Raw genomic sequence first — 23805 nt, 5'->3', positions numbered from 1 at the left:
TTCCTAACGCCTCGACCCAGGCCTCTATTCAGCCCCTGCCTGCTCCGCTATGCCGGACTTTTATCCGCCTAAGCTGTCGCCGCCGCTGGTGTGGGCGGTTCAGCGTGCGTCGCCGCTCGTAGCTCGCTATTACCACAAAATGCAACTGGAGGTGCAGCCGAGTTGCCTGGAGACGCTCCGCACGCTCCAGCCCCATCGCCTGCTGCTGCTGCCCAACCACCCCACCCACTATGACTGGATTGCGCTGTTTCTGCTGTCGGCGCGGTGGGGACAGGCGTTTCACTATCTGGCGGCGCACGAGCGGTTTGGCGGCGCGACAGGCTGGTTTCTTCAGCGGATGGGGGCGTATTCGCTGCGGCGGGGATTGGGCGATCGCCCCAGCATTGCAAAAACGATGGAGTTACTCTCTCAGCCTCGCTGTCGGCTGGTGGTGTTTCCGGAGGGCGGCTTTTCTTTTCAAAATGACACGGTGATGCCGTTTCGCACAGGCGCAGTGCAACTAGCGATGCAGGCGATGCAGCGGCAGGTGAAGCAGGGAAACCCCGTCGAAGCGCTGGAGGATTTGTACGCTGTGCCGATTGCGCTGAAGTATCGCTATCAGGGCGATATGGCTCCGGTGATTGAACAAACCCTAAAGCAGTTAGAAAAAGCGCTGTGGGTGTTTCCCAGCAGCACCGACTGGTATGAGCGACTGCTGGTAATTGGCGAGCAAGTATTGCTGGGGTTCGAGCGCGACTATGGGCTGCCGATTGCAGAAACCGTGCGGCGATCGCGCGACGACCGCATTCAGCAGGTCAAAGACCACATTTTGAACTATTGCGAATACACGCTGAAGATTGCGCCGAATCTCCACGAACCGCTGCGGGAGCGGGTCTATCGCATCCAGCGCAGCCTAGAGGCCCAGGCAGAAACCCTCGATCTGCGAACCCAAGAGGCGATCGCCCGCGCCGCCGCCCAGTTGCTCAATTTCAATGCCATTTCCGATGGCTATGTGGCCGCCAACCCCACGCCAGAGCGCTTTCTGGACACGCTCACTCGGCTAGAGCGGGCTGTGTTTGGCATCGACCAGCCGCCCCCCAAGGGCGATCGCACGGTCATTCTCCGCGTCGGCGAACCCGTAAACCTGACGCAACACCTGGACGACTATACCCAAGACCGAACGCAGACCGTCGAGCAGTTAACCGAAAAGCTCCGCAGCACCGTCCAGACCAACTTGGATCGCATTTAGGTCAAGCAACCCTGATTGCTCCAAGTCCTTAGTCTGCCCAAAGAGGGACAGTCCTCCTAAAGAGGGACTGACCCCCAAACCCACCCTGCGGTAGCATTGCGGAACAATCTCTGACAGAACTTACCCACCTGAAGTGTCTGAGCCTGATCCCCCTCGCCCCCCTTAAACAAAGGGGAGAACCGAGCCAGTTCAGAAGTACCCTTATTTTCAGCGCAGTAGTTTGTCAGCGCAGAAACTCAGAAGGATCTAACCGCAGCCCTCCCCAATTCCCTCTTCGTTCTTCTTTCTTCCCTCTTCGTTCTTCTTTCTTCCCTCTTCCCCCTTCCCCTCCATGCCTCGCTACCCGCTCATTCTCCAGCACAGCCGCGAAGACTGCGGCGTGGCCTGTCTAGCCTCGATTGCCAAACACTACGGACGCACGGTGTCTTTTACCCGCATTCGCGAAGCCATCGGCACGGGGCAATTGGGCACGACGATGCTAGGGCTGCGGCGAGGCGCGGAGTCGCTGGGGTTTCGTGCCCAGTCGGTGGTCGCGTCAGCCGAAGTGCTGGATGCGCTCGATCGGATGCCGCTGCCCGCGATTTTGCATTGGCAGGGGAATCACTGGGTGGTGCTGTATGGACAGAAGGGCGATTCGCGAAGCAATCCCTACGGGAATCGCCCCTTTGAGCGTCCCTCCGATCACCTTGTGATTGCCGATCCAGCAGTCGGTTTGCGCTTTTTGTCGCGAGTGGAACTGCTAGAGGGTTGGGCGAACGGCGTGATCCTGCTGCTGGAACCTGATCCAGAGCGCTTTTTTAGCCAGCCCGACGACCCGACCGTAACGATCGCCCAACTCTGGCAGCGAATTCGCCCCTATCGCTGGGTGCTGCTGCAAGCGGTGATTTGCGCCAGCCTGATTGGGCTGCTGTCGCTGGCATCGCCTGTGTTTCTACAAATTTTGACGGACGAGGTACTGCTGCCTGCTGAGGAAACGGGAGCCTTGCCCGCCCAGCGGCAGGTGCTCTTGGGCATCGTGGCAGCGGTAATGCTGCTGTATGTGTTTCGTAGCGGGCTATCGCTGGCAGCGGATTTGCTGATTGCGCGGTTTGCCCAGCGGTTAGAGTTGGGCTTTGTGCTGGAGTTTGGGCAGCAGGTGTTGCGGCTGCCGCTGACCTACTATGAAACGCGGCGCAGTGGCGAGGTGGTCAGCCGACTGCGCGACATCGAGGAAATTAACCGCCTGGTGTCGGATGCGGTGGTGAGCTTGCCGAGTACGGTGCTGGTGGCGGCGGTGTCCTTTGGGCTGATGCTGTTTTATAGCTGGCGGCTGACGCTGGTGGCGGTGCTGGTGGCGATCGCCATGACCCTCTCCACTGTTTGGTTTCAGCCTGTGCTGCGGCAAAAAACGCGGGCGGCAATGGTGCTGGAAACCGAAAACCAGGGTGTGCTGGTGGAAACTTTCAAGGGGGCGCTGACGCTGAAGGTGCTGGATGCGCGATCGCCCTTTTGGGAAGAGTTTCAGCAGCGATTTCGCAGACTGGCGGCGCTGCTGCTGGAAACCATGCAAATCGGCATCATCAACAGCAACTTCAGCGCGCTGGTGTCGGACTTGGGCAATGCGCTGCTGCTGGGCATCGGTGGACTGCTGGTGTTCAGCCAGGACTTATCAGTGGGGCAATTGCTGGCGTTTACCACGCTAAACCGCAACGTAGTGGCGCTGGTGGACTTGCTGGTGAACTATGTAGACGACGCGGCGCGAGTGCAGACCGCCAACGCCCGTCTGCATGAGGTGATCGCCGCCACGCCCGAAGCCGATCGCCTGGACAAACCCTGGAAGACGCTGGCCGACGATGCGGCGATCGCCTGCGACGGGGTGAGCTTCTTCTATCCGGGTCGAGTCGAGTTGCTAAAGGACTTTTCGCTGACAATGCCCGGTGGACAGGCGATCGCCCTGATTGGTCGCACGGGCTGTGGCAAAAGCACCCTCGCCAAGGTCATCGCCGGACTGCACTCACCCCAGTCGGGCACGGTTCGCATTGGCGATCATGCGCTCAAGGATCTGTCCCTTGCCTGCGTGCGACGGCAGGTTATCCTCGTGCCCCAGGATTCATTTTTCTGGAGCCGCTCGATTGTGGAAAACTTTCGCCTGACTCAGCCCCATATCCCCCAAGCAGACATTCAGACTGTCTGCCAGATGACGGGCGCAGACGACTTTATTCAAAGGCTACCAGATGGATATCAGACCATTCTGGGCGAATTTGGCTCTACCCTCTCCGGCGGCCAGCGCCAGCGGTTGGCGATCGCCCGCGCCCTGCTCGCCGACCCGCCGATCCTGATTCTCGACGAATCCACCAGCGGTCTCGATCCGGTCAGCGAATCTGAGCTATTGGACAAACTGCTATGGCAGCGTCGGGGCAAGACGACGATCCTGATCAGCCATCGCCCCAACGTCATTGCGCTGGCGGATTGGGTCGTGTTTCTGGAAGAGGGTCGCCTGCGGATCGCTGGGACGATGAAGGACGTGCGATCGCAGGCAGGCGACCACCTCAACTTCCTGACCGTTTAATTGCAACGGACTTACGCACTTACAACAAGCTTTCTGGTTTTGGACGATTTCGTCGCCAGCGCCGCAGCCAGTGCGCGTCACCCACAGGTCAAAATGCACAGCAAAAGCGCTACAGCACCTTCTCCAAAAACTGCTGCGCCCGGGCGCTCTTGGGCGTAGAGAAAAACACGTCCGGTGGCGCGTCTTCTGCAATCTTGCCACCTTCCAAAAACAGCACCCGATCCGCCACGTCCCGCGCAAAGCCCATTTCGTGGGTGACAATCGCCATCGTGATGCCCGTCTGCGCCAGAGATTTCATCACATCTAGCACTTCTTTCACCATTTCTGGGTCAAGCGCCGAGGTCGGCTCGTCAAACAGCATATACTCCGGCTCCATCGCCAGCGCCCGCACGATCGCCACTCGCTGCTTTTGTCCACCGGATAGCCGGGAGGGATAAACGCCAGCCTTTTCTGCTAGCCCCACGCGCTCCAGCAATTCCATTCCTTTCTCCTCTGCCTGTGCTTTGGATACGCCCTTCACCTTGCGTGGCGCGTAGGTGAGGTTTTCCAGCACCGTCATGTGGGGAAACAGATTGAAATGCTGAAACACCATGCCCACATTCTGCCGCACTTTTTGAATGTCACATTTTGGATCAGTGACCTCGACATTGTTGATGTAAATGCGGCCGCGAGTTGGCGTTTCTAGCAAATTCAAGCATCTTAAAAAAGTCGATTTTCCAGAACCAGAGGGGCCAATGACGGCCACTACTTCGCCATCTTTAATCTCAGTGGAAATGTCTTTCAACACATCCAGCTTGCCAAAGGATTTTGTCAAAAACTCAACTCTAATCACTTCTCCGCATCCTCCGTTCAAATCGTCGTGCAAACAGTGTCAGCCCCATCACCAAAACATAGTAAATAACACCCGCCAATAGCAATGGCTCAAAGTAGATAAACTTTTCTGCGGCCACTATCTGCGCTCGCCGCATCACGTCCAACGCCCCCACCGTAGACACCAGCGCCGAGTCCTTCAAAAGCGCAATACTGTCGTTTACCAGCGCAGGCAAAATATTCTTAAACGCCTGAGGCAAGATGATGTCTTTCATCATCATGGGATAGCCCACGCCCAGGGTTTGTGCTGCTTCTCGCTGCCCCTTGTCCACGGCCAAAATGCCGCCCCGAATGGTTTCCGAACTGTAGGCGGCCGAATTTAGCGCAAAGGTAATCACGCCGGCCTGTAGACCCGAAATCGGATACCCCGTCAGCTGCGGCGTTGCGAAGTAGATTAAAGCTAACTGCAAAATCAGCGGCGTGCCGCGAAAGATCGAAGTATAAACATCGGCAAACCAGCGCAGCGGCTTAAACGTGGAAACCTTGAAAAAAGAAAGGACAATGGCTAGCGCAAAGCCAAACAGAGCCGATAAAAGCGTGAATAAAAGTGTGACCTGAATGCCCCCTAGGATGTAGGGAATGTTGGGCACAATTTTGCCAAAGTCGAGGTTGAGTTGTCCCAGCAAGGGTGGGGATAATTCTAATATGAACGTACTGCAATCCATGCCGTTTGAATTCCTCAGGTTTTCTGATCGCGCCAGATCATGACAAGAACCTCAATCGTCTCGCAGATATCTGACTGAAACCACTAGGGCAGCTTGAGTTGGGTTTAACGATCTAGCCCAATGGGGGGTAACGCTAACACCAACTGCTGAAAAGAATGCTCTTCTCTAAAGTCTCGAAGAACTCTAAGAAACACAAGTTTCAGCTTTGCGATGCCACAGGTGGACAAGCTCCTGTGTAGGTTATACAGTTTGATGCTCGGAGCGCCAAAACTCAAAGCAATAGCATACTACGGCTTTTGCGCTGAAATAGTACGGAGGGAGACAGTCAAAAAAAGTTTGAAATGCTTATTTTGCGGTGATCTCTAACTTTCTCGTCGAAACGGCAAAATTCCGGCAGGGCTGGCCCTGTCGGCGTGATTTGGGCGATCGCCCTGCAAATTTCACAGCCCAAAGCATGGTCTTGCTGAAGCGTTTGGTGCGCTTCAGACCGTTCCAAAACTCATCTTTGTGTTCAGCATGACTTAAGATTTTGCAACCCGATTGAGCCATAAGTGAGCCATAAGATTGAGCGATTCGATTGGGATGCCGAATCTTGCAAGCCGATTCATCGGCAAGAGTTTGCCTACGAATGTCCTGGCTGCAACTGACGATTGGCTAAAAGCGTCGGATATGCGTTATCCCCAATAGCCGGTCGGCCCATCCGCAGGCAGATCCGCCAGCAGATCCCAAAGGTCATTCTGGTGCTGGAGTTGCCACCATTCGGCATCCAGCAGGCTCAGTTCTTCCGCGTCGATCCACGGATCAAACAAGGGCATGGATGCTTCTAACCCGATGGGTTCCTCAAACAGGGGTTCTGGCGGGGCGATTCCCGCACGGATCGCTTCCGCCAGACAGGGCGCAGATGGCGGTTGCCATCGCGGAAGAGCCTGGGGCGCTAGGGGCGCTAGGGGCGCGATCGCCCGGTCGAGGGTTTCTGGCGGGGCGATTCCCGCACGGATCGCTTCGCAAACTGCTAGAGGATCAGCAAATTCCACTGGCGCGACGGATAACGCCATCACTGCTCCTGCCGAGTCTGCCCATTCTTCCAGGCCCATCGCCGCAACCTCTGGCGGGGCAATCGTGGCGTAGACGGAGACCATCGCCTGCAATAAGTCTTGGGATGCGTCCAGCCCAACCAGCATCGGCGGCGCGTCGATTCGCAGCGATTGGGCGATTGCCGTCTGGGGTGCATCTTGGGCGGCCAGCGCCGCTAGCGTGTAAACCGCAACATGGGAAAGCGCCTTAGCCATGAGTCTCAGGGAGGGGGTGAGAAGAGAAACAGCAATCGGGTCGCCTGCCTGCATCATTGCCGCATTGTCCAAGCTGGCCTGCGCCAAAAGACTCCAAACGAAGGCAGCGTCCCTCACTTAATACATACGTGCCAACGGTGACGAATCAGGACAGGCAACCTGCTGACTGAGCAATTTTCTCAGGCGGTTGCTTGTCTTGATGTTTTGAGACTTCAGAGAGCGGGACGTGAGGACGGGCAATGGGGACGCTATCTCCCGTACCAGGCTTTGCGCCAGGCCTGCATTTGCTCGATTTCCTGCTTTTGGGAAGCGTAGATTTCTTCTGCCATCTGGCGGAGTTCAGGGCGATCGCTCTTTTCCAGCGCCTCCTGCGCCATCACCAGTGCCCCTTCGTGATGCGGAATCATCGCCTCGATAAACCGCAGATCGAACTGGTCATCCGCCGCGCCCAGATCGCCCGCCATCCTCATTGCGTCGCGCATTTCTGGGGTCATGGGCATCATGTGGTTCATGCTGTCGTGCCACATCACGGGCTGATCGCCTGCGTTGGGATACCACGCCTTGCGCCAGGCCTGAAGCTGGCTGATTTCCTGTTCCTGGGCGCGGAGGATGGCTTCGGCGAGGGTGCGAATTTCAGGACGACTGGACTTTTCCAGCGCTTCTTGCGCCATTAGCACCGCGCCTTCGTGATGAGGGATCATGCCGTCGATAAACCGCAGGTCAAAGGATTCATCCTTGGGCCCCAAGCTCATGCTGCTGTGATCCATGCCGTCCATATTGTGACCCATCGTTGCTGGGGCGGTGGACTGGCTGTTCTGGTGGCCAGAGTCGTGGCTACAGGCAGCTAAGCCCAGACTTCCAGCAAAAACAACCGCGAGGAGGACTTTTTGGACGTTTGCTTTGACGTTCGCTTTTTTGAGGTTCATCGGTCAATGTGGATTAAAGTCTACAAGTTGAGATCAAGAAGTTGAGATCAAGGACGTGATTCCACTCTAGATTCTCCAGTTTGCTGGAGAGTCAAGCCCGGTGTGAAAGGTGGGACTGAAATCTTGGGCGGGCGATCGCTCAAATCCCACGCCCCACCCCGTGGCTCTTCCAGGAAGAGGGCTTCGATCGGTCAAACCTCATCTGGGTCAACGCCCATAGCCCGCAGTCGCTCCGCCAGTCTATCTGCCCGCTGACGTTCGGCTTCTGCCCGCTGGCGTTCGGCTTCTGCCCGCTGGCGTTCGGCTTCTGCCCGCTGGCGTTCGGCGTTTTGTCCTTCTGCTCCAGTCCAAATCACCTGCCCTTGAGCATCGCACCAGCGTAGCCACTGTCCGCTTATCCCTTCAAATTCGCCCTCCCAGAGCGTCAACCCCAACCCCACCGCCTCTAACCAGACAGGCGGCTGCAAGAGGTGATATCGCCCCTCCCTCAACGCCCAGGTTCGCAGCAGCGATCCATCCATCTCTTCTGGAGCCTGAAGCTGTTCCAGTGGATCAAACACGACGTAGTAGGGCACCCCGATGCGGGCATAGAGATCCTTCTTACTCAGGGTTTTGCCCTTCTGCTGAGATTTACGGCTCAGCGCTAATTCATCTCCTTCTCGGTTGGAGACAATTTCAATGCACACGTCCGGCACTTTGCCAAACTCCCAGACAAAGTAGGAGCAGTTTTGCTTCTGACTCCAGTCCGTTGGCATTTCCAACCCTAAACTCAACATCGCATCGGGAACAATCGGGTCTTGTTTGAGCGCATAGAAGCCCCCCCACATTGGCAGCAGCAATAAACGGGATTCCGGGCGACCAGGAGCTATACAGCGGTTCCACCAGGAGTCGTTGCTGTTTTTCGGATTGAAAATTGTCCACTGGTGTGTCGTCCTCGGTAACCAGATGGCTGATGTCCAGTTCCGTCACGATTGCGTCGTCGTTTAGCAGGTTGTGTGCCATAGAATTATGATCCAACCCGATACAGCAATACCGTCTATTCTAGTCAAGCGAGTCTAGTCAAGCGAATCTAGTCAAGCGAGTCAGAACTTCCTTCTGCTCACGGACTTGAGCGACTGCTGATTCCTGGCAGTCTGCTGAACCCCGCTCTCCCCGCGATCGCCCAGACTGAGATCGCACATTGAAGCCTTTCGCTGGGGCTGCCTGTAATTGGCGATCGCCAGCATGTAGTCTTGAAACATAGCGGCTGGCCTGCTCCCAAATCCTCCTCCTTTCCCGGTCTGCCGTCTTCCATGCGCGGGAGCTTTCTACCATGATGCAGTCCGTCTTCAATCAGCCTGCCTACCTGCTTTGGCTGGTGGGAGGAATGTGTTGCCTGTTTTTGAATTTGCTGGTGTTTGAGCCAACCATCACAGCGCTGGGCATTGCGGCCATTATTACCTCAATCGCCGCCCTCAGCCTGCCCAGCGTGGGGCTTCAGATGATGCTGTGGGGCATTTTGTCAGTGGCGCTGGCGATCGTTATGCGCGGGCTAGTGCCCCAATCGTCCAAAGCTCTGGCGGCTCCGAGCGAGGCCCGGGTCTCTGTGACGATTCCACGCGGCGGGGTTGGGGAGGTGACCTATGAAGGCACGATCTGGTCAGCCCGCAGCCAGGTTTCGGACGTGGCGATCGCCGTTGGGCAGACGGTTCACGTCGTCGGTCGCCAGGGGAACACGCTAATCGTTCTCCCCGCAGGGTTTGTGCAAGATCGCCCAGTTTGAGTATTCGCCCAGTTTGAGTATTCATTGAGTATTAATTTGAGTGTTCGGGCGAACTCCCCCATCGTCCCACTGCCCCAATCCCCTGTCACCGCAAACCCTCCCCTAACCCGTGATTCGGATGTAGCATAGAGTCAGTGCAATTATTCAAACCCTGATGGCCTCATCTCCTGCGGAAACTCCTGAGTTGCAAATTCGACCGCTGCTTCGTCGCGACCTGGAAGTCGTGGAGCGGTTGATGCTGGATGCACTAGAAACGGACACCGAGAGCAACCGTCTAGAGGTAACGCAGCGAGTGCAGCAACTCCGACGCTGGTACGGGCTACTCAAAGGGTTAAGTTTATTCCCCAATCCCCTGCAACATCTGCTTTCAACCTACGTGGCTGAGCAAGACGATCAGGTGCGCGGGGTCATTCAGGTTTCGCCGTTCAACCGCACACGCAGCACTTGGCGGATTGAGCAAATTGCGGTTGGGCAATATTCCCCCGGCGAATTCAGACAAACCTCGCTGATGGACGTGGGTTCCCAACTCCTGCGCTACTGCCTGCAAGCCATTTGGGAAGCCCGTACCTGGCTGATTGAAGTGGATGTCAACGACAACTCAGTGATTGGGTTATGCCGCAAAACAGGCTTTCAACCGCTGGCGCAGATGACCTACTGGGCGATCGCCCCCGAGCTGTGGCAAGCTCTAGCAGAGCGACAGCCCGATTTGCCTAACCTGTTGCCTGTGGGCAACGCCGACGCGGGGTTACTGTGCCAACTGGACACAGCCTCGATGCCGCCCCATGTCCGTCAAGTGTTCGATCGCCACATCACCGACTTCAAGACCGGCCTGCTGGGCAGCGTCACAGACGGGGTGGGGAGTTGGCTCACTCCGGTGCAGGTGGTTAGCGGCTACGTGTTCGAGCCACAGCGCAAAGCAGCGATCGGCTATTTTCGGCTGCAACTTTGTAAAGACGGCAGCCACCCCCACGAAGCCAAGCTAACGGTTCACCCGGCCTACACCTGGCTCTATCCAGAGCTATTTTGCCAGATGGCGCAGGTGGTGCGGGGCTATCCGGAGCAGGTGCTCATGGTCGATTCGGCCGACTATCAGCCGGAGCGGGAAGACTTTTTGCAACAACTGGGTGCAGAGCAAACCCACCACACGCTGATGATGTCGCGCTCGGTGTGGCACAAGCTGCGGGAAGCCAAGCCGCTAGAGGGGCTGCAACTAACCGACGTGCTGCAAAATCTCCAGCCTGTGCGAAAGCCAGTGCCCAGCCGCTTCTCGCTGGAATCGGGCAACGGCAACGGCAAGCCCGACACCAAGCCACCGGGGCTGTCTAAAGATTCCAACTGAAGATTCCAACCGATCTCAACTAACTGATCTCAACTAACTTCTACGGCATGACGCGGATCTCGGCGCTGGGGCTGGATGTGGGTAGGAAGCGCATCGGCGTAGCGGGCTGCGACGGCACGGGGCTGATTGCCACGGGTCTAGAGACGATCGAGCGGCGATCCTTTGCCGAAGATGTGGCGCGGCTGCGGACGCTGGTCGAGGCGCGGCGGGCAACGGTGCTGGTGGTGGGAATGCCCTACAAGCTGGATGGCGAAGTGGGGGCACAGGCGCGGCAGGTGCAGCGATTTGCCGAGCGGCTGGGAGTGGCGCTGAATCTGCCAGTGGAGTATGTGGATGAACGGCTGACTTCTGTTGCGGCGGAAGAGCTAATTCACGCGGAGGGGCGATCGCCCTCCCAAAACAAGGCGCTGATCGACCGCAAAGCCGCCGCCCTTATCTTGCAACAGTGGCTAGACGGGCGATCGCCCACGCAGCCCTAGCCCCCTTGCCAGCTTCAAGTGTCTACAAATCTAAAACCCAAAATCCAAAACCCAAAATCCAAAGCTGCTTCTGTTTTCCATCCGCCGAAGAGTCCACTAGAATCCACCTTTTCATCAATTGCGGCGCAGCGATGCGGTAAAGTTTTCAGTAGCAATGCGCTTGTGAACTCTTGCTGGCGAAGTTTTTTTAAGGATATTGGCATGGCAAAGGTCGGGAAAAGTAATGATGACTTTGACACAAACCAGGACGACCTGGAAGAGGAATTGCCTACCGTCAGCCTGACGGACGAAGCTGGGCGATCGCTCGTTTGTTATGTGGAGCATTCGGTCGAAGTAGACGGACAAGCCTACCTGCTGCTGCTGCCAGTCGATTCGCCGATTGAAATCTTTGCTTGGGAAGAGGACGAAGACGAAGACGCAGAAACACTCGTTGACCTGGCAGATACGCAGATTGAAGAGATTTTTGAAACCGCCCGGGCTGTGCTAGCAGAACAAGATCTGACCCTCAAGCGCACCGCCTATACACTGACGGCAGTGGGCGACCTACCTGATGTTTCAGAAGAAGACGTAATCACGATTGACGTAGGGGAAGAAGGTGGTCTGGTGGATTCCGAACAGTTTCAGCGGCTCACCTCCTTCTATCACCAAGAGCAGGAATACGACGTTTGTACGCCCCTCGATCCGCTCATGTTTTTTGCCCGCCTTAACGCCAGCGGCGAACCTGAATTGCTCTCTCCAGAAGAGTTTCAGGCAATCCGCCCGCAGCTCGAGGAGCAGTTGTTTGACTCGTTTGAGTAATTTGGAATGCGTAATTTGGACGAGTCTTTGGGAGATACGTTAGTTGATTCAGTTAACCGGTTAAGCGTGCGATCGCCCGGCTAAAACGGCACAGGCGGAACCTGCTCCCTGCCTTATTGGTCAATTCGTCAATCAATCAGGAGGCAGATCGCAGGTCTGTCGTCGTTAGACTAAGGTTAGACTGCGTTCAGGTGTTTGATGCAGAAACCCGCAGGGCGATCGCCCTACCACTCTAGGTTCGGAAGCTCTGGGTTTGGAGAAGACAGCCATGTCGGTCAAACGATTTTCTGGATGGTCTAAGGGGTTAATCCTGCTGACGCTGGTGCTGCTGGCGTTGCTGCTGGGCGGCTGGCAAGGCTGGCGCTGGTGGCTGGGGGCGATCGCTCCAGTGTCTTCAACAACCGATAATGGCAACTCTCCAGAAGACGCAGCCGTGCAGGTCGAAATTCCCGTAGGCAGCACCGCCCAGCAAATTGGCGAAACCCTGAAAGCCGAAGGCATCATTCGTTCGACCGAGGCCTGGAACCTATGGACGCGCTGGCAAACGTTTCAAAAGCGGCCGGGCAGCTTTCAGGCAGGGACCTACGCCCTCTCACCCGCTGAGCCGCTGCCCGCGATTGCCGACCAGATCTGGCGGGGTGAAGTCGTGCAAAACAGCTTCACCATTCCCGAAGGCTGGACGATTCGCCAAATGGCGGAGTATTTCGAGGAGCGGGGCTACTTCCCCGCTGAGGAATTCATGGCTGCCGCCCAAGATATCCCGCGCGATCGCTTTCCGTGGCTGCCCGAAAATCTGCCCATTCTAGAAGGCTTTCTGTTTCCCGATACTTACCAGTTTGCGGGAGAGCTTACGCCTGAATTGGCAATCGACCAGATGCTCCGTCGATTTGAGCAAGTCGCCCTGCCAATTTATGACGAAGGGCGATCGCCCTACAGCTTTATGGAATGGGTAACGCTGGCCAGCATTGTCGAAAAAGAAGCCGTCGTTCAGGAAGAGCGTCCTACCATCGCCAGCGTATTTGCACGGCGACTGCGCGAGGGCATTCCTCTGGCTGCGGACCCCACAGTGGAATATGGGTTGGGTATCCGGCAAACTGTCGAGCAGCCGCTGACCTACGCCCAGGTGCGCCAGCCCTCGCCCTACAACACCTACATTAACCCTGGCCTCACCCCTACGCCCATCGCCGCGCCCGGTTTGGCCAGCCTGGAAGCCTCCCTCAATCCTGGCGATACAGAATACCTGTTTTTCATGGCACGCTACGACGGTACGCATATCTTTAGCCGGACGCTGGCCGAACACGAAGCCGCCAAGCGAGCGGTCGATGCGGAACTGTCTCGGCAAAACTAGAGCTTCGAGATTACAGAAAATCATCCAACGGCATCAGGTCTACCAGGTAGAATTTAGGCTGGGCTTCTGGCTGAGGAAGCGCAGCGCTACGCCTCAATTCGCCTTTACAAAAAAATGTCCTGGGGAAAACTCTTACAACCTGACCTGGTGTTGGGCAGCAGCATTTTGGCGCTGACTCCAGAGTTATTGCAGCAATATAACCTGCGGGGGCTGGTGCTGGATGTAGATGAAACGCTAGTGCCAATCCGGGTGGCCCAGACCTCCGGGGAACTGCGCGAGTGGGTAGCGCAACTGCGGCCGGCGATCGCCATCTGGCTGGTGAGCAACAATATCAGCAAGTCGCGCATCAGCAGCATTGCCAACTCACTGGAGTTGCCCTATCTGCTGGGCGCAGGCAAACCCTCACGGCGCAAACTGCGGCAGGCCGTGGAGGCAATGGGCATTCCGATTGAACAGGTGGCAATGGTGGGCGATCGCCTGTTTACCGATGTGCTAGCGGGCAATCGCCTGGGCATGTTCACCATCCTGGTGGAGCCAATGGCAGACCCCGCCGTGGAGGTGCGCCGCAGCCCGGTTCGCAACTTTGAAGTGTGGGTGTCGCAGGCCTTGGGGGCATCGCTCACGCCCCGGCGGTAGAAAGGCGGTGCCGATTTTGGATTTTGGATTGGCGATTTTGGATTGCCGCCCGCTGGATTGCCGCCCGCTGGATTGGCGATTTTGGATTGCCGAATCCATCAGCCTGTAAATTTATTGCGAAATGTTGCGCTGTCGGGGCGATAGTGTTACATTACTTTACAGAGATTTCTGCGAAGCGATCGCACTGACGACTTCAACTGTTCATCCAGGCAGTCTGCCAGTGACTTCGTTCTCCTAGCATCACATCTCTTTCCAACACAGCGAACCCGGCCAGCCTGCTGTAGGGCTGGCTATTTTTTGTTTTTGTGTTGCACTCTTGACGACTTATCTAGCAATTGTCGATGCTGCGAGTGATATTGCTAGCAGTCTTGCAGACGCTCGCCTAGCAAAAAATCGCAAATCCAAAATCACAAATCCAAAATCGCGATTACCAACCGTCAGGGCGATCGCCCCCCTGCCAGATTTCCAGATCCAAATCATTCAGGTCGATCAAAGCGCTCTGAATATTTTGGGCGGGGCCGCGCAGTTCCAGGTCAAACCAGCCGTCGTCGCGGGCATTTGCCCCTAGCAGCGCCGCCAAGATATTCACCGTCAGCCCGTGCTTGGAAATGAGCCGAGAAATCACAGGCTCTTCGTGATACTGCTTGGGAATGCGGATGCGGATGCGGGTCTGGGTGAGGCTATCGCCCCCGTGATCCAGGTCGTCTCCGGCGGAATGGGCGATCGAGGTCGTGGGCACAGTCATGACTAAATCTCCTATAGTTCGATGAGGTCTGACGAGCAGCGGATTCAAAACCACAGAGCGAGACTGTTCAGCGCTATTCCACAGCACAGGCGCTACTCTTCAACGTCTTTGATGCGCGTTTTGCGCTCCACAAGTTCCTTTAGCACCAGCGTAATTACGGCTAAAAACGCTAGCAAGACGGCTGCGGAGTAGGCTTCCGGCGTTTTGTACTGCTTATAGGCCTCTTCCACATAGAGCGGCAGGGTTTGGGTCTTGCCAATGATATTCCCCGACACCACCGACACTGCGCCAAACTCGCCCATTGCCCGCGCATTTGTGAGAATCAGGCCATACAGCAAGCCCCAGCGGATATTGGGCAGCGTCACCCGCCAAAAGGTTTGCCAGTCGCTTGCGCCTAGGGTTTTCGCAGCCTCTTCCTGGTCGGTGCCCGCTTCCTCCAGCACCGGAATCACCTCCCGTGCCACAAACGGCATCGTCACAAACATCGTCGCCAGCACCATCCCCGGCACGGCGAAGATAATCCGCAGATCGTTGGCTTGCAGCCACGGGCCAAACCAGCCGTTTCGCCCATACAGCAGCACAATCATCAACCCCGCCACCACGGGCGAGATGGCAAAGGGAATGTCGATGATGCTGAGCAGCAGCGTGCGACCGGGAAACTGGTGACGGGCGATCGCCCAGGCCGCGCAGAGTCCAAAAATTGTGTTGATGGGGAGGGCGATCGCCGCGATCAGCAGCGTCAGCTTGACTGCATTCAAAAACGGTTGCGACACCAGGTTGGAAAAGAACGGCCCCAGCCCATTGCGAAACGCCTGCACAAATACATTCAGCGCCGGAATAAACAAAATCAGCGTCAGATACAGCACCGCAATGCCGATCAGCACCCACTTCACCCACGCCCCCTGGCTGCGAGGGGCAACCCTGCGGCCCGATGAAGCGTCCGGTGTGTTAAAGAGTTCCGCATCAGTCCGCATAGCGCCTCCCCCAGGCTTGCAGCAAATTAATCACCAGCAGCATGAGCAGCGAAATCAGCAGCAGCACCGTGCCAATCACTGTTGCTCCGGCATAGTCATACTGTTCTAGCCGCTGAAACACCAGCACCGGCGCAATCAAGTCCTGAAACGGCACGTTGCCCGCCACAATCACCGTAGAACCGTATTCGCCCACTGCCCGCGAAAACCCCAGCGCCACCCCGGTCAAAATCGCCGGAATCAGCGGCGGCAACAGCACCCGCCAGAAGGTCTGCCAGGACGACGCGCCCAAACACCAGGCCGCCTCTTCCACTTCTTTTTCCATTTCTTGCAGCACAGGCTGGAGCGTCCGCACCACAAACGGCAGCGAAATGAATACCATCGCCACAAACACGCCCAGACGGGTAAAGGCAATTTTGATGCCAAAGGGGGCAAACAGGGAGCCGATCCAGCCTGCATCGCTGTAGACCGTAGCCAGTGTCAGTCCGGCGACTGCGGTCGGCAGGGCAAAGGGCAGATCCACCGCTGCATCGATGATCCGCTTGCCGGGAAAGTCATAGCGCACAAACACCCAGGCAATGATTGTGCCAAACACGCCGTTCAAGAGCGCCGCCGCCAGAGACGTGCCAAAGGTGACGTTATAAGTCGAAAGGGCAATGTCGCTGGTGGCAATTTGCCAGAACCGGGCGGGGCCGACCGTGCTGGCGCTGAGCAGCATGGCGATCGCTGGCAAAAACAGCATGATTGTCAGGTAGACCCAGGTGACGCGCCAGGGCCAGGACAGGTGCATCAAACGCTGCCAGAGCGGGCGATCGCCCTTTGCAGATCTATCACTTACAGGAGAAGCAGTCATAAAGCTATCGCAGGGGTTGCAGCTAAAGAAACATTCGGAATCAAAGCTACTTTGTCGGCGTGCGCCCGCCCATTTTCGCCTGAATCTGGTCAAACACCGCCCCATCGTCGAAAAACTGGGCTTGAACTTGCTTCCAACCGCCTAAATCTGCCACAGTGAACAGCGTATCGACCTCGCCAAATTGGTCAGCATATTCGGCTGCGACGGTTGGATCGACGGGGCGAAAGCCAACCTTCGCAAATTCTGCCTGGGCTGTGGGAGTAAACAGGAATTCCACAAAGGCTTCTACGACTTCCCGCGTGCCCCGCCTGTCCACCACCGCATCGACAATTGCCACGGGATTATCAATGGAGATATTGACGCGGGGCACGACGTAGGACAAGGATTCGCCCCGTTTTTTGGCCAGCAGCACCTCGTTTTCGTAGTTAATCAGCACGTCGCCCTGTCCCTGCCGCAAAAAGCCATCGGTCGCCTCTCGCGCATCGCGGGCCAGCACAGGTGCATTTTGATAGATTTGGGTGGTCAGCGCCAGCGCTTGCTCCGCCGTTCCGCCCGTCTGCGTCACTGCGCCCCAGGCTCCCAAAAAGTTCCAGCGAGCGCCGCCGGAAGTTTTGGGGTTTGCAGTCACGATTCGCACACCAGGTCGGGTTAAATCTTGCCAGGTTTGGAGGTTTTTGGGATTGCCGTCTCGCGTCACGAAAACGGGCACCGAGCGATGCACGATGGACTGATTCGGCAGTTCTTGTTCCCATCCCGGCTGGATCAAGCCAGCTTTTTCGATTTTTTGGATGTCGAGCGCCAGTGCCAGCGCCACCACGTCGGCCTCTAGCCCATCGATCACCGCTCGCGCCTGGGGGCCAGAGCCGCCGTAGCTCTGGAAGATAGACACCTCCTGCCCGGTTTCGGCTTTCCATTTGGCAGCAAACTGCGGGATGATTTTGTCGTAGGCGGGCTGGGTAACGGCGAAGGAAACCAGCGTGAAATTGATCTGCCGGGGGGCAGTGGCGGCAGACCCAAGGATCAGCGGGCCGTTTTGGCTGCAAGCGGCGATCGCCATACTCAACCCCAACCCCGCCAGGGCCAGCGCCAGAATTTTTTGGGGCGATCGCCGTCCACAACGAGCAAACATTGAGTTCTCCAGCGTCCAGTTCTCCAGCGTTTGGTGCAATAAAAGCATAGAGGCTTTCAAGCAGTCTGGAGAGACATCATACACCAGAAGCGCGATTTAATCTACGGTTTTCCAGTCAAGATACGAGAATTTCAAGATAGGGGTTCCGGCAGATTTTTATCGGTCTAGTCAGTGATTCTGGAGGGGCGATCGCTAGCCTTCGGGCTGCTCTGCGGCGATTCCTAAGGCAGGGATCTGTCCCAGTCTATTTGCCCAACTTGGACTGGATTTGGTCAAACACCGCGCCGTCGTCAAAGAACTTGGTCTGGATGGTGTCCCAGCCGCCAAAGTCTGCCACCGTAAACAGCTTATCAACTTTGCCAAACTGGTCTGCATACTTGGCTGCAACGGTTGGGTCAGAGGGACGGAACCCAACTTTTGCAAACTCTTCCTGCGCTTCGGGCGTAAACAAGAACTGCACAAAGGCTTCGGCCACTTCTCGCGTACCGCGCTGATCGACAATGGCATCCACCACCGTCACGGGGTTGTCGATCGAGATATTGGTCTTGGGCACCACATAGGGCAGCACGTCGCCTTTCAGCTTCGCCAGCAGCACCTCGTTTTCGTAGTTGATCAGCACGTCACCCTGCTTCTGGCTAAAGAAGATATCGGTCGATTCGCGAGCATCTTTCGCCAAAATCGGCGTATTTTGATAAAGCTTGGTAGCTAGTTCCAGCGCTTGCTCATCCGTGCCGCCGTTCTGCGTTACCGAACCCCACGCGCCAAGGAAGTTCCAGCGGGCCCCGCCAGAGGTCTTGGGGTTGGCGGTGACGATTCTTACGTCGTCTCTGGCCAGGTCGCTCCAGTCCTGAATGCTTTTGGGATTGCCTTCGCGGGTCACCAGTGCCACCACTGACTTGTGAACGATGGAGTCATTGGGCAACTCCTTTTCCCAGCCCGGTTCAATCAATCCGGCTTCCTCGATTTTCTTTGTGTCCAGGGCGAGGGCGAGGGCCACAACGTCTGCTTCCAGACCATCGATCACCGCACGAGTCTGGGAGCCGGAACCACCGTAGCTCTGGTTAATCACAACCTCTTGCCCCGTTTCGGCTTTCCATTTTTCAACGAACTGGGGAATGATTTTTTCGTAGGCGGCCTGGGTGACAGCGTAGGAGACGAGCGTTAGTTCAACCTTTGCAGGGGGACTGCCCGAACTGCTGGCGGTATCTGGGCTGCTGGGGCTGCAAGCGGCGATCGCCATGCTGAGGCTGAGTCCTGTTGCAGCCAGTGCAAGAAACCTTTGGGGCGATCGCAGTCCAACATTTTTAGCCATCGGATTCTCCTGGAAGACAAGTTCTGGGCAAACGGAAGGATGAGTAATGCCAAGCAATAAATCTACGGTTTGTCGATCGGAATATGAAATTATTCCTCATGAGAAGCCATCATATCCTGAATTCAGTTTTTAATCTACGGTTTTTCAATCGAAATACGAGGTTTTTTGAACCAGCTAGCAAAGATGCAAAAACGGACAAATGCGATAAGACTCGACATCTGTCCGCTTCATTGAGTTGAGTTAAAGTGATTTGCGATCGCCCGCTAGGTTTTGCTGCGGGTGTGGGATTGCTCAGCTAGGTTCGCCCACGCTGGTCAACGGCTTAGCCTACTTGCCAAAGCCGCGCCCGCGAGAGGCCGTCGGCATACAGACACAGGCCTGAATCTGCGCCAGCAGGGTTTCGCGATCCAGGTTTTGCCCGATCAGCACGAGCTGGTTTTTGGGCTGCCCTTTCCACTCGCTGTCGTCTAGCGTGAAGCGCTTGCCGCTGAGGTGAAAGATATGACGCTTGGGGCTTTCGTCAAACCAGAGGATGCCTTTGGCGCGGAACACGTTGGCAGGCATTTGGTTGTCGAGGAAATGCTGGAACCGCTTGATGGCAAAGGGGCGATCGCTCTGAAACGACACCGAGGTAAATCCATCAACCTCTAGATGATTGGAATGATGGTGATGATGGTCATGATCGTGGACACAGTGGCCATGATCGTGGTCGCAAGCGGAATGGTCGTGATCATGCCCGTGATCGGGATGTGCGTGATCATGATGGTCGTGATTGTGCGCGTGATCATGGTCATGATCGTGCGAATGCCCGTCACTCTCCGGCTTGAAATATTGGGCCGACTCGAATAGCCCCACGCTGAGGATCAGCGGCAGCGGCACCTGCGAATTGGTCGTCCGGAGAATCCGTGCGCCTTCTTTGACATCGCGAATCTTGACTTCCAGTAAGTCGAGATCAGCCTCTTCTACCAGGTCGCACTTATTAAGCAGGATGATGTCGCCGTAGGCAATTTGATTGTGGGCGGCATCGCTGTTGAACAGATCCAGGCTGTAGTTGGCCGCGTCTACCACGGTCACAATCGAGTCGAGCCGCGTCAGGTCGCGCAGTTCTGTTCCCAAAAAGGTGAGCGCGACGGGCAGTGGGTCAGCCAAGCCAGTGGTTTCCACGACTAGATAGTCTACTTTTTCGGGGCGTTCCAGAATTTTATAAACGGCTTCGAGCAGGTCGTTGTTAATCGTGCAGCAGATGCAGCCGTTGCTCAGTTCCACCATGCTGTCGTCGCCGTCGGTGGCAACAATCAGCTCGTTGTCGATGCCAATTTCGCCAAATTCGTTGACCAGCACAGCAGTTTTTAGCCCCTGCTGATTGGTCAGAATGTGGTTCAGAAGCGTGGTTTTGCCGCTACCCAAAAAGCCCGTGATGATGGTGACCGGAAGACCCTGCTTGGTGTCGTCCATGTGGGCGATCGCTTGCGGCGTGTCAGCAGTTTGCATAGCGTGATGGGGAGAGGGGGAACGAGGATGGGTCAGAAATGGAGAAAATGTCGCTCGAAAAATGTCGCTCGAAAGGAATATCGCTCTAACCCTGAAGCCTGCCGTATGCTGCTAGATTAAGCAGGATTTCAGCGAGAGACGGTTTTCCGTCTCACATATTCCAATCGTGGAGGCTAGTGCGCGGTATTTTAGGGCGCATTGCAAGTTCTATTATTGCCGATTTCTCCACAATTCGACTGCGCTATGGATAAGGAGGGTGGGACTGCCGTGAATCGGGACGATCAGCCAATGCAGCCGCTGTGGTCGCAGTTGAACAATGCTAAGCTGCTGCGCTATTTACTGCTGCTGCTGCTGGGCTGGGCGATCGCCCAGGTGCTTGCCTATTTTTCCTCGGTGATTGTCATCTTCACCTTTGCGGCAATCCTGGCATTTTTGCTCAGCTATCCCATGCGGTGGCTCCAGCGCTGGCTGCCTCGTCCAGCAGCAGCGGTGGCCGTGTTTTTGCTGAGTCTCTTGCTGCTGGCGGGGTTTGTGTTTACGATTGGCTCGGCCATGCTGTCGCAGGGGCAAGCGCTTCTGGCGCAGGCTCCCGGCATTGCGGCAGTGCTGCTGAACTCGTTGGAGCAGGTGGAAGAGTTTTTGCAACGGTTCAATCTCCAGGCAGACTTTTCAGCCCTGGAGGATTTGCTGCAATCCCAAACAATCGAGGCTGCGAAAACGTCCCTCATTGGGCTGCAAGTGCTGCTGCAACGGCTGCTGGATCTGCTGCTGATTGGCATCGTCAGCTTTTTTATGCTGCTGGATGGCGATCGCCTCTGGCAATGGGTGGTGTATCGATTTCCAGCCTCGCTCCGGCCCCGCCTGACGGATGCAGTGCAGCAAAACCTGCTGGGCTTTTTTTGGGGACGGTTTTTGCTGTCGCTGTTCTTTGCGCTGTCGTGTTTGGTAATTTTTCTGCTGGTGAATGCACCCTATGCGCTGCTGCTGGCGGCGATCGCCGGATTTTTTGATCTGATCCCTGGCATCGGCGCAACCCTGGGCATCAGCCTCATCTGCCTCATCCTCCTGCCCCAGGGCATCTGGCTCAGCTTGCTGATCCTGGTCTGCTGCGTGCTGCTACAACAGGTGGAGGAAAACGTGCTGATGCCCAAAATCATGCAGGGGTCGATCAACATGAACCCGGTGGTGATGTTTCTGGCGCTGCTGGTGGGGGTGCGCGTGGCGGGGCTGCTGGGGCTGTTTCTAGCGATTCCGGTGGCGGGTGTGCTAGTCAGCCTGTTCGACGTGGAGGCTCTACGGGCCAAGCACTAGAGGACTCTGAATAACTAAGCAGGCACTTCCACGCGCTCTGTACCCGCCAGCCCAAAGGCCGCGTGAACGGCTTGCAGGGCGCGGATGCCGTCTTCTTCGGACACCACGCAGCTAATCTTGATCTCCGAGGTGGCGATCATTTGAATATTAATCTGCTCCTGAGCCAGTGCCTCAAACATACGGGCAGCGATGCCGGGGCGGCCCACCATGCCCATGCCGACAATGCTGACTTTGGCGATCGCCTGGTTTACCACAATCTCGCCACAGCCCAAGTCGGGGGCGGCTGCTTCCAAGGCCGCTTTGGCTGCATCTACGTCGCCCTTCGCCACAGTAAAGGCGATATCCCGCGTCACCATGCCGTTGACTAGGCGACAGCGCTGGGACTGAATGATCATGTCTACGCTGATGTTGTGATCGGCCAGCAGGCGGAACAGGCGGGCGGCCATGCCGGGGCGATCGGGCACATGGCGGATGGCAAGCTGGGCCTGGTTGCGGTCGAGGGCGGCTCCGCGCACGGGTGGCGCATCGGCATAGGCAAGGGATTTTTGCGCCTGGTTGACGGGCGAAGACGTGACCTCGAAGGTGCTGCACAGAGCGGTTATGGCGCGATCGCAGTCTTCAGCCCGGATCGCACAGCTCACCTGCACCTCGGAGGTGGAAATCATTTCAATATTCACGCCTGCCGCTGCTAGCGTTTCAAACATTTGCGCTGCCACGCCAGGGCGACCAATCATGCCCGCGCCAGAAATGCTGACCTTAGCCATGTCGCGCTCTACCATCACTTCGGCTTCGCCAGAGGTGGGCGACGGGTCATAGCGCAGGGCGGGGGCGATCGCCGCTGCCACGGCTTCTGCCCGATTTAACGAGTTGCGGGTGACGGTGAAGGCAATGTCGTTGCTGTTGCCCTCGTGGATGGATTGGATAATCAAGTCCACATCCAGCGCTTGGGAGGCGATTTCGCCAAACAGGCGGGCGGCGATGCCGGGGCGATCGGGCACGCGCAGTAGGGCGACTTTAGCCTGATCCGTGTCAAACTCGACGGCATCGACAGGATGGGCGATTTCCAGCCCTTCGAGCGATCGCGGCTGGGGCAGGGGCGACATCACGCGAGTACCCGGATCATTCGTCCAGCTAGAGCGCACCACCAGCATCACGCCGTAGTTGCGGGCAATCTCTACTGAGCGGGGATGCAGCACCTTTGCACCCAGGCTGGCCAGTTCCAGCATTTCGTCACTGGTGATTTCGTCCATTAATTGGGCATCGGGTACAAGCCGCGGGTCGGCGGTCAAAATCCCCGGCACGTCGGTATAAATTTCGCAGGCATCGGCCCGCAGCGCTGCCGCTAGGGCCACGGCCGAAGTGTCGGAGCCGCCGCGCCCCAGCGTGGTGATTTCCAGATCTGCTGAATCAGTGATGCCCTGAAAGCCCGCGACGACGACGACTTCGCCCTTTTTCAAATGCCGCTCCAGGCGATCGGTTTCGATTCGCAAAATGCGGGCGCGGGAGTGGATTGACTCGGTAACGATGCCGACCTGTGCGCCTGTGAGGGAGATGGCGGGCTGGCCGAGTTCCTGAAGCGCCATGCTCAGGAGGGCGATGGACACTTGTTCACCCGTGGATAGCAGCATATCCATTTCGCGGCGGCTGGGGTTGCTGGAGATTTCCGATGCCAGCTTGACCAGTCCGTCAGTGGTTTTGCCCATTGCAGACACCACCACCACGACCGAGTTCCCCGCTTGGACAGTCTGCATGACGCGCTGGGCGACTGCCTGAATCCGCTCGACCGTGCCGACCGATGTCCCGCCGTATTTCTGAACAATTAACGCCATAGCCCTCGCTGCACCGCCCGCTTCGTGATCTCCGGCGCGGATGAAGCTGATCGTCCAGAAATCACAAGTGGCGCAAAATCATTTACCCCATCAAGGTATCAGACCAGAGGGACAACGGGTAAGGGGAAATTGGGGTTGAGGGGTGGGCTTGTTATCAAACTTTGGAATTTCTCTCAGGAATAGCGCTGGTTTTGCGGGGTTCTGAGTTCCGAGCCAACAGCCTTGGGGGATATCCCCCAAACCCCCTTTTGCAGGGGACGAAGCGTCCCCCACACC

At 56.8% G+C, this 23805-nt stretch carries 22 protein-coding genes and 1 pseudogene; 9 read left to right on the top strand and 14 right to left on the bottom strand.

Annotated elements, in window-relative coordinates:
- Nucleotides 1–49 precede the first annotated feature (49 nt).
- Together IGS16_RS21780 and IGS16_RS21775 are read left to right on the top strand one after the other, a co-directional pair.
- The gene (locus tag IGS16_RS21780; protein ID WP_297089123.1) at nucleotides 50–1228 is read left to right on the top strand and encodes a 1-acyl-sn-glycerol-3-phosphate acyltransferase; all 1179 of its coding nucleotides are present in this window, start codon (nucleotides 50–52) and stop codon (nucleotides 1226–1228) included.
- A gap of 331 nt (nucleotides 1229–1559) precedes the next feature.
- A complete protein-coding gene (locus IGS16_RS21775; RefSeq protein ID WP_297089120.1) occupies nucleotides 1560–3776 on the top strand; it encodes a peptidase domain-containing ABC transporter in 2217 nt (738 codons plus the stop codon).
- Between the two features lie 109 nt (nucleotides 3777–3885).
- Here IGS16_RS21775 and IGS16_RS21770 read toward each other — a convergent pair whose 3' ends face one another.
- The 6 genes and pseudogenes from IGS16_RS21770 to IGS16_RS21745 form a co-directional block, all read right to left on the bottom strand.
- A complete protein-coding gene (locus IGS16_RS21770) occupies nucleotides 3886–4608 on the bottom strand; it encodes an amino acid ABC transporter ATP-binding protein (RefSeq protein ID WP_367185852.1) in 723 nt (240 codons plus the stop codon).
- A complete protein-coding gene (locus tag IGS16_RS21765) occupies nucleotides 4601–5272 on the bottom strand; it encodes an amino acid ABC transporter permease (RefSeq protein WP_297089116.1) in 672 nt (223 codons plus the stop codon). Before IGS16_RS21765 ends, IGS16_RS21770 begins: the two co-directional genes overlap by 8 nt.
- Nucleotides 5273–5985: 713 nt before the next feature.
- On the bottom strand, nucleotides 5986–6600 hold the full coding sequence (locus IGS16_RS21760; RefSeq protein ID WP_297089114.1) for a hypothetical protein: 615 nt from the start codon (nucleotides 6598–6600) through the stop codon (nucleotides 5986–5988).
- 248 nt (nucleotides 6601–6848) lie between these two features.
- A complete protein-coding gene (locus IGS16_RS21755; RefSeq protein ID WP_297089111.1) occupies nucleotides 6849–7526 on the bottom strand; it encodes a DUF305 domain-containing protein in 678 nt (225 codons plus the stop codon).
- 191 nt (nucleotides 7527–7717) lie between these two features.
- Nucleotides 7718–8528, bottom strand: a pseudogene (locus IGS16_RS21750) (Uma2 family endonuclease).
- Nucleotides 8529–8608: 80 nt separating this feature from the next.
- Nucleotides 8609–8767 carry a hypothetical protein gene (locus IGS16_RS21745; RefSeq protein ID WP_297089107.1) on the bottom strand — a complete coding sequence of 53 codons (159 nt, stop codon included), beginning with the start codon at nucleotides 8765–8767 and terminating at the stop codon, nucleotides 8609–8611.
- 71 nt (nucleotides 8768–8838) lie between these two features.
- Between IGS16_RS21745 and IGS16_RS21740 the strand changes: the two genes are divergently transcribed.
- From IGS16_RS21740 to ruvX, 3 genes are all read left to right on the top strand, one after another.
- Entirely contained in the window at nucleotides 8839–9288 is a 450-nt protein-coding gene (locus IGS16_RS21740; RefSeq protein ID WP_297089105.1) for an NfeD family protein, read from the top strand.
- Between the two features lie 154 nt (nucleotides 9289–9442).
- Nucleotides 9443–10627: a GNAT family N-acetyltransferase gene (locus tag IGS16_RS21735; protein WP_297089103.1), complete on the top strand. Its 1185-nt coding sequence runs from the start codon at nucleotides 9443–9445 to the stop codon at nucleotides 10625–10627.
- Between the two features lie 47 nt (nucleotides 10628–10674).
- Nucleotides 10675–11106, top strand: coding sequence for a Holliday junction resolvase RuvX (gene ruvX, locus IGS16_RS21730; RefSeq protein WP_297089101.1), 432 nt, complete (start codon nucleotides 10675–10677; stop codon nucleotides 11104–11106).
- Between the two features lie 14 nt (nucleotides 11107–11120).
- Here ruvX and IGS16_RS21725 read toward each other — a convergent pair whose 3' ends face one another.
- The gene (locus tag IGS16_RS21725; protein ID WP_297089099.1) at nucleotides 11121–11309 is read right to left on the bottom strand and encodes a hypothetical protein; all 189 of its coding nucleotides are present in this window, start codon (nucleotides 11307–11309) and stop codon (nucleotides 11121–11123) included.
- Here IGS16_RS21725 and IGS16_RS21720 point away from each other — a divergent pair.
- From IGS16_RS21720 to IGS16_RS21710, 3 genes are all read left to right on the top strand, one after another.
- On the top strand, nucleotides 11308–11904 hold the full coding sequence (locus tag IGS16_RS21720) for a DUF3727 domain-containing protein (protein ID WP_297089097.1): 597 nt from the start codon (nucleotides 11308–11310) through the stop codon (nucleotides 11902–11904). The genes IGS16_RS21725 and IGS16_RS21720 overlap by 2 nt on opposite strands.
- A gap of 268 nt (nucleotides 11905–12172) precedes the next feature.
- Nucleotides 12173–13252, top strand: coding sequence for an endolytic transglycosylase MltG (gene mltG, locus IGS16_RS21715; RefSeq protein ID WP_297089095.1), 1080 nt, complete (start codon nucleotides 12173–12175; stop codon nucleotides 13250–13252).
- A gap of 114 nt (nucleotides 13253–13366) precedes the next feature.
- A complete protein-coding gene (locus tag IGS16_RS21710) occupies nucleotides 13367–13888 on the top strand; it encodes a YqeG family HAD IIIA-type phosphatase (protein WP_297089093.1) in 522 nt (173 codons plus the stop codon).
- Between the two features lie 427 nt (nucleotides 13889–14315).
- On the opposite strand, the gene IGS16_RS21705 is transcribed toward IGS16_RS21710, so the two are convergent.
- From IGS16_RS21705 to IGS16_RS21680, 6 genes are all read right to left on the bottom strand, one after another.
- A complete protein-coding gene (locus IGS16_RS21705) occupies nucleotides 14316–14633 on the bottom strand; it encodes an NIL domain-containing protein (protein WP_297089092.1) in 318 nt (105 codons plus the stop codon).
- Nucleotides 14634–14725: 92 nt separating this feature from the next.
- Complete coding sequence (gene cysW, locus IGS16_RS21700) at nucleotides 14726–15607, bottom strand: sulfate ABC transporter permease subunit CysW (protein WP_297089090.1); 882 nt, start codon at nucleotides 15605–15607, stop codon at nucleotides 14726–14728.
- Nucleotides 15597–16457 (bottom strand): sulfate ABC transporter permease subunit CysT, encoded by an 861-nt coding sequence (cysT, locus tag IGS16_RS21695; RefSeq protein WP_367185851.1) that lies wholly within the window; start codon nucleotides 16455–16457, stop codon nucleotides 15597–15599. Before cysT ends, cysW begins: the two co-directional genes overlap by 11 nt.
- Nucleotides 16458–16503: 46 nt before the next feature.
- Nucleotides 16504–17586 (bottom strand): sulfate ABC transporter substrate-binding protein, encoded by a 1083-nt coding sequence (locus tag IGS16_RS21690; RefSeq protein WP_367185859.1) that lies wholly within the window; start codon nucleotides 17584–17586, stop codon nucleotides 16504–16506.
- A gap of 244 nt (nucleotides 17587–17830) precedes the next feature.
- The gene (locus IGS16_RS21685; RefSeq protein ID WP_297089086.1) at nucleotides 17831–18898 is read right to left on the bottom strand and encodes a sulfate ABC transporter substrate-binding protein; all 1068 of its coding nucleotides are present in this window, start codon (nucleotides 18896–18898) and stop codon (nucleotides 17831–17833) included.
- A gap of 327 nt (nucleotides 18899–19225) precedes the next feature.
- Nucleotides 19226–20389 carry a GTP-binding protein gene (locus tag IGS16_RS21680; protein ID WP_297089084.1) on the bottom strand — a complete coding sequence of 388 codons (1164 nt, stop codon included), beginning with the start codon at nucleotides 20387–20389 and terminating at the stop codon, nucleotides 19226–19228.
- 288 nt (nucleotides 20390–20677) lie between these two features.
- Here IGS16_RS21680 and IGS16_RS21675 point away from each other — a divergent pair, with 288 nt between their 5' ends.
- Complete coding sequence (locus IGS16_RS21675) at nucleotides 20678–21700, top strand: AI-2E family transporter (protein ID WP_367185858.1); 1023 nt, start codon at nucleotides 20678–20680, stop codon at nucleotides 21698–21700.
- Between the two features lie 14 nt (nucleotides 21701–21714).
- On the opposite strand, the gene IGS16_RS21670 is transcribed toward IGS16_RS21675, so the two are convergent.
- Nucleotides 21715–23529, bottom strand: a complete 1815-nt coding sequence (locus IGS16_RS21670; RefSeq protein WP_297089080.1) for an aspartate kinase — start codon at nucleotides 23527–23529, stop codon at nucleotides 21715–21717.
- Nucleotides 23530–23805: the final 276 nt, after the last annotated feature.

The sequence above is a fragment of the Thermoleptolyngbya sp. C42_A2020_037 genome, assembly GCF_015272455.1.
Classification (GTDB): Bacteria; Cyanobacteriota; Cyanobacteriia; order Elainellales; family Elainellaceae; genus Thermoleptolyngbya.
The sequence above is the reverse complement of the archived record's forward strand: the minus strand, read 5'-3'. Positions and strand labels throughout refer to the sequence as shown.

What these genes read in the sequence shown, in the direction of transcription:
- IGS16_RS21780 (WP_297089123.1), top strand. Translation starts at nt 50, where the DNA reads ATGCCGGACTTTTATCCGCCTAAGCTGTCGCCGCCGCTGGTGTGGGCG.
- IGS16_RS21775 (WP_297089120.1), top strand. Translation starts at nt 1,560, where the DNA reads ATGCCTCGCTACCCGCTCATTCTCCAGCACAGCCGCGAAGACTGCGGC.
- IGS16_RS21760 (WP_297089114.1), bottom strand. Translation starts at nt 6,600, where the DNA reads ATGGCTAAGGCGCTTTCCCATGTTGCGGTTTACACGCTAGCGGCGCTG.
- IGS16_RS21755 (WP_297089111.1), bottom strand. Translation starts at nt 7,526, where the DNA reads ATGAACCTCAAAAAAGCGAACGTCAAAGCAAACGTCCAAAAAGTCCTC.
- IGS16_RS21745 (WP_297089107.1), bottom strand. Translation starts at nt 8,767, where the DNA reads ATGTTTCAAGACTACATGCTGGCGATCGCCAATTACAGGCAGCCCCAG.
- IGS16_RS21740 (WP_297089105.1), top strand. Translation starts at nt 8,839, where the DNA reads ATGATGCAGTCCGTCTTCAATCAGCCTGCCTACCTGCTTTGGCTGGTG.
- IGS16_RS21735 (WP_297089103.1), top strand. Translation starts at nt 9,443, where the DNA reads ATGGCCTCATCTCCTGCGGAAACTCCTGAGTTGCAAATTCGACCGCTG.
- ruvX (WP_297089101.1), top strand. Translation starts at nt 10,675, where the DNA reads ATGACGCGGATCTCGGCGCTGGGGCTGGATGTGGGTAGGAAGCGCATC.
- IGS16_RS21720 (WP_297089097.1), top strand. Translation starts at nt 11,308, where the DNA reads ATGGCAAAGGTCGGGAAAAGTAATGATGACTTTGACACAAACCAGGAC.
- IGS16_RS21725 (WP_297089099.1), bottom strand. Translation starts at nt 11,309, where the DNA reads ATGCCAATATCCTTAAAAAAACTTCGCCAGCAAGAGTTCACAAGCGCA.
- mltG (WP_297089095.1), top strand. Translation starts at nt 12,173, where the DNA reads ATGTCGGTCAAACGATTTTCTGGATGGTCTAAGGGGTTAATCCTGCTG.
- IGS16_RS21710 (WP_297089093.1), top strand. Translation starts at nt 13,367, where the DNA reads ATGTCCTGGGGAAAACTCTTACAACCTGACCTGGTGTTGGGCAGCAGC.
- IGS16_RS21705 (WP_297089092.1), bottom strand. Translation starts at nt 14,633, where the DNA reads ATGACTGTGCCCACGACCTCGATCGCCCATTCCGCCGGAGACGACCTG.
- cysW (WP_297089090.1), bottom strand. Translation starts at nt 15,607, where the DNA reads ATGCGGACTGATGCGGAACTCTTTAACACACCGGACGCTTCATCGGGC.
- cysT (WP_367185851.1), bottom strand. Translation starts at nt 16,457, where the DNA reads ATGACTGCTTCTCCTGTAAGTGATAGATCTGCAAAGGGCGATCGCCCG.
- IGS16_RS21690 (WP_367185859.1), bottom strand. Translation starts at nt 17,586, where the DNA reads ATGTTTGCTCGTTGTGGACGGCGATCGCCCCAAAAAATTCTGGCGCTG.
- IGS16_RS21685 (WP_297089086.1), bottom strand. Translation starts at nt 18,898, where the DNA reads ATGGCTAAAAATGTTGGACTGCGATCGCCCCAAAGGTTTCTTGCACTG.
- IGS16_RS21680 (WP_297089084.1), bottom strand. Translation starts at nt 20,389, where the DNA reads ATGCAAACTGCTGACACGCCGCAAGCGATCGCCCACATGGACGACACC.
- IGS16_RS21675 (WP_367185858.1), top strand. Translation starts at nt 20,678, where the DNA reads ATGCAGCCGCTGTGGTCGCAGTTGAACAATGCTAAGCTGCTGCGCTAT.
- IGS16_RS21670 (WP_297089080.1), bottom strand. Translation starts at nt 23,529, where the DNA reads ATGGCGTTAATTGTTCAGAAATACGGCGGGACATCGGTCGGCACGGTC.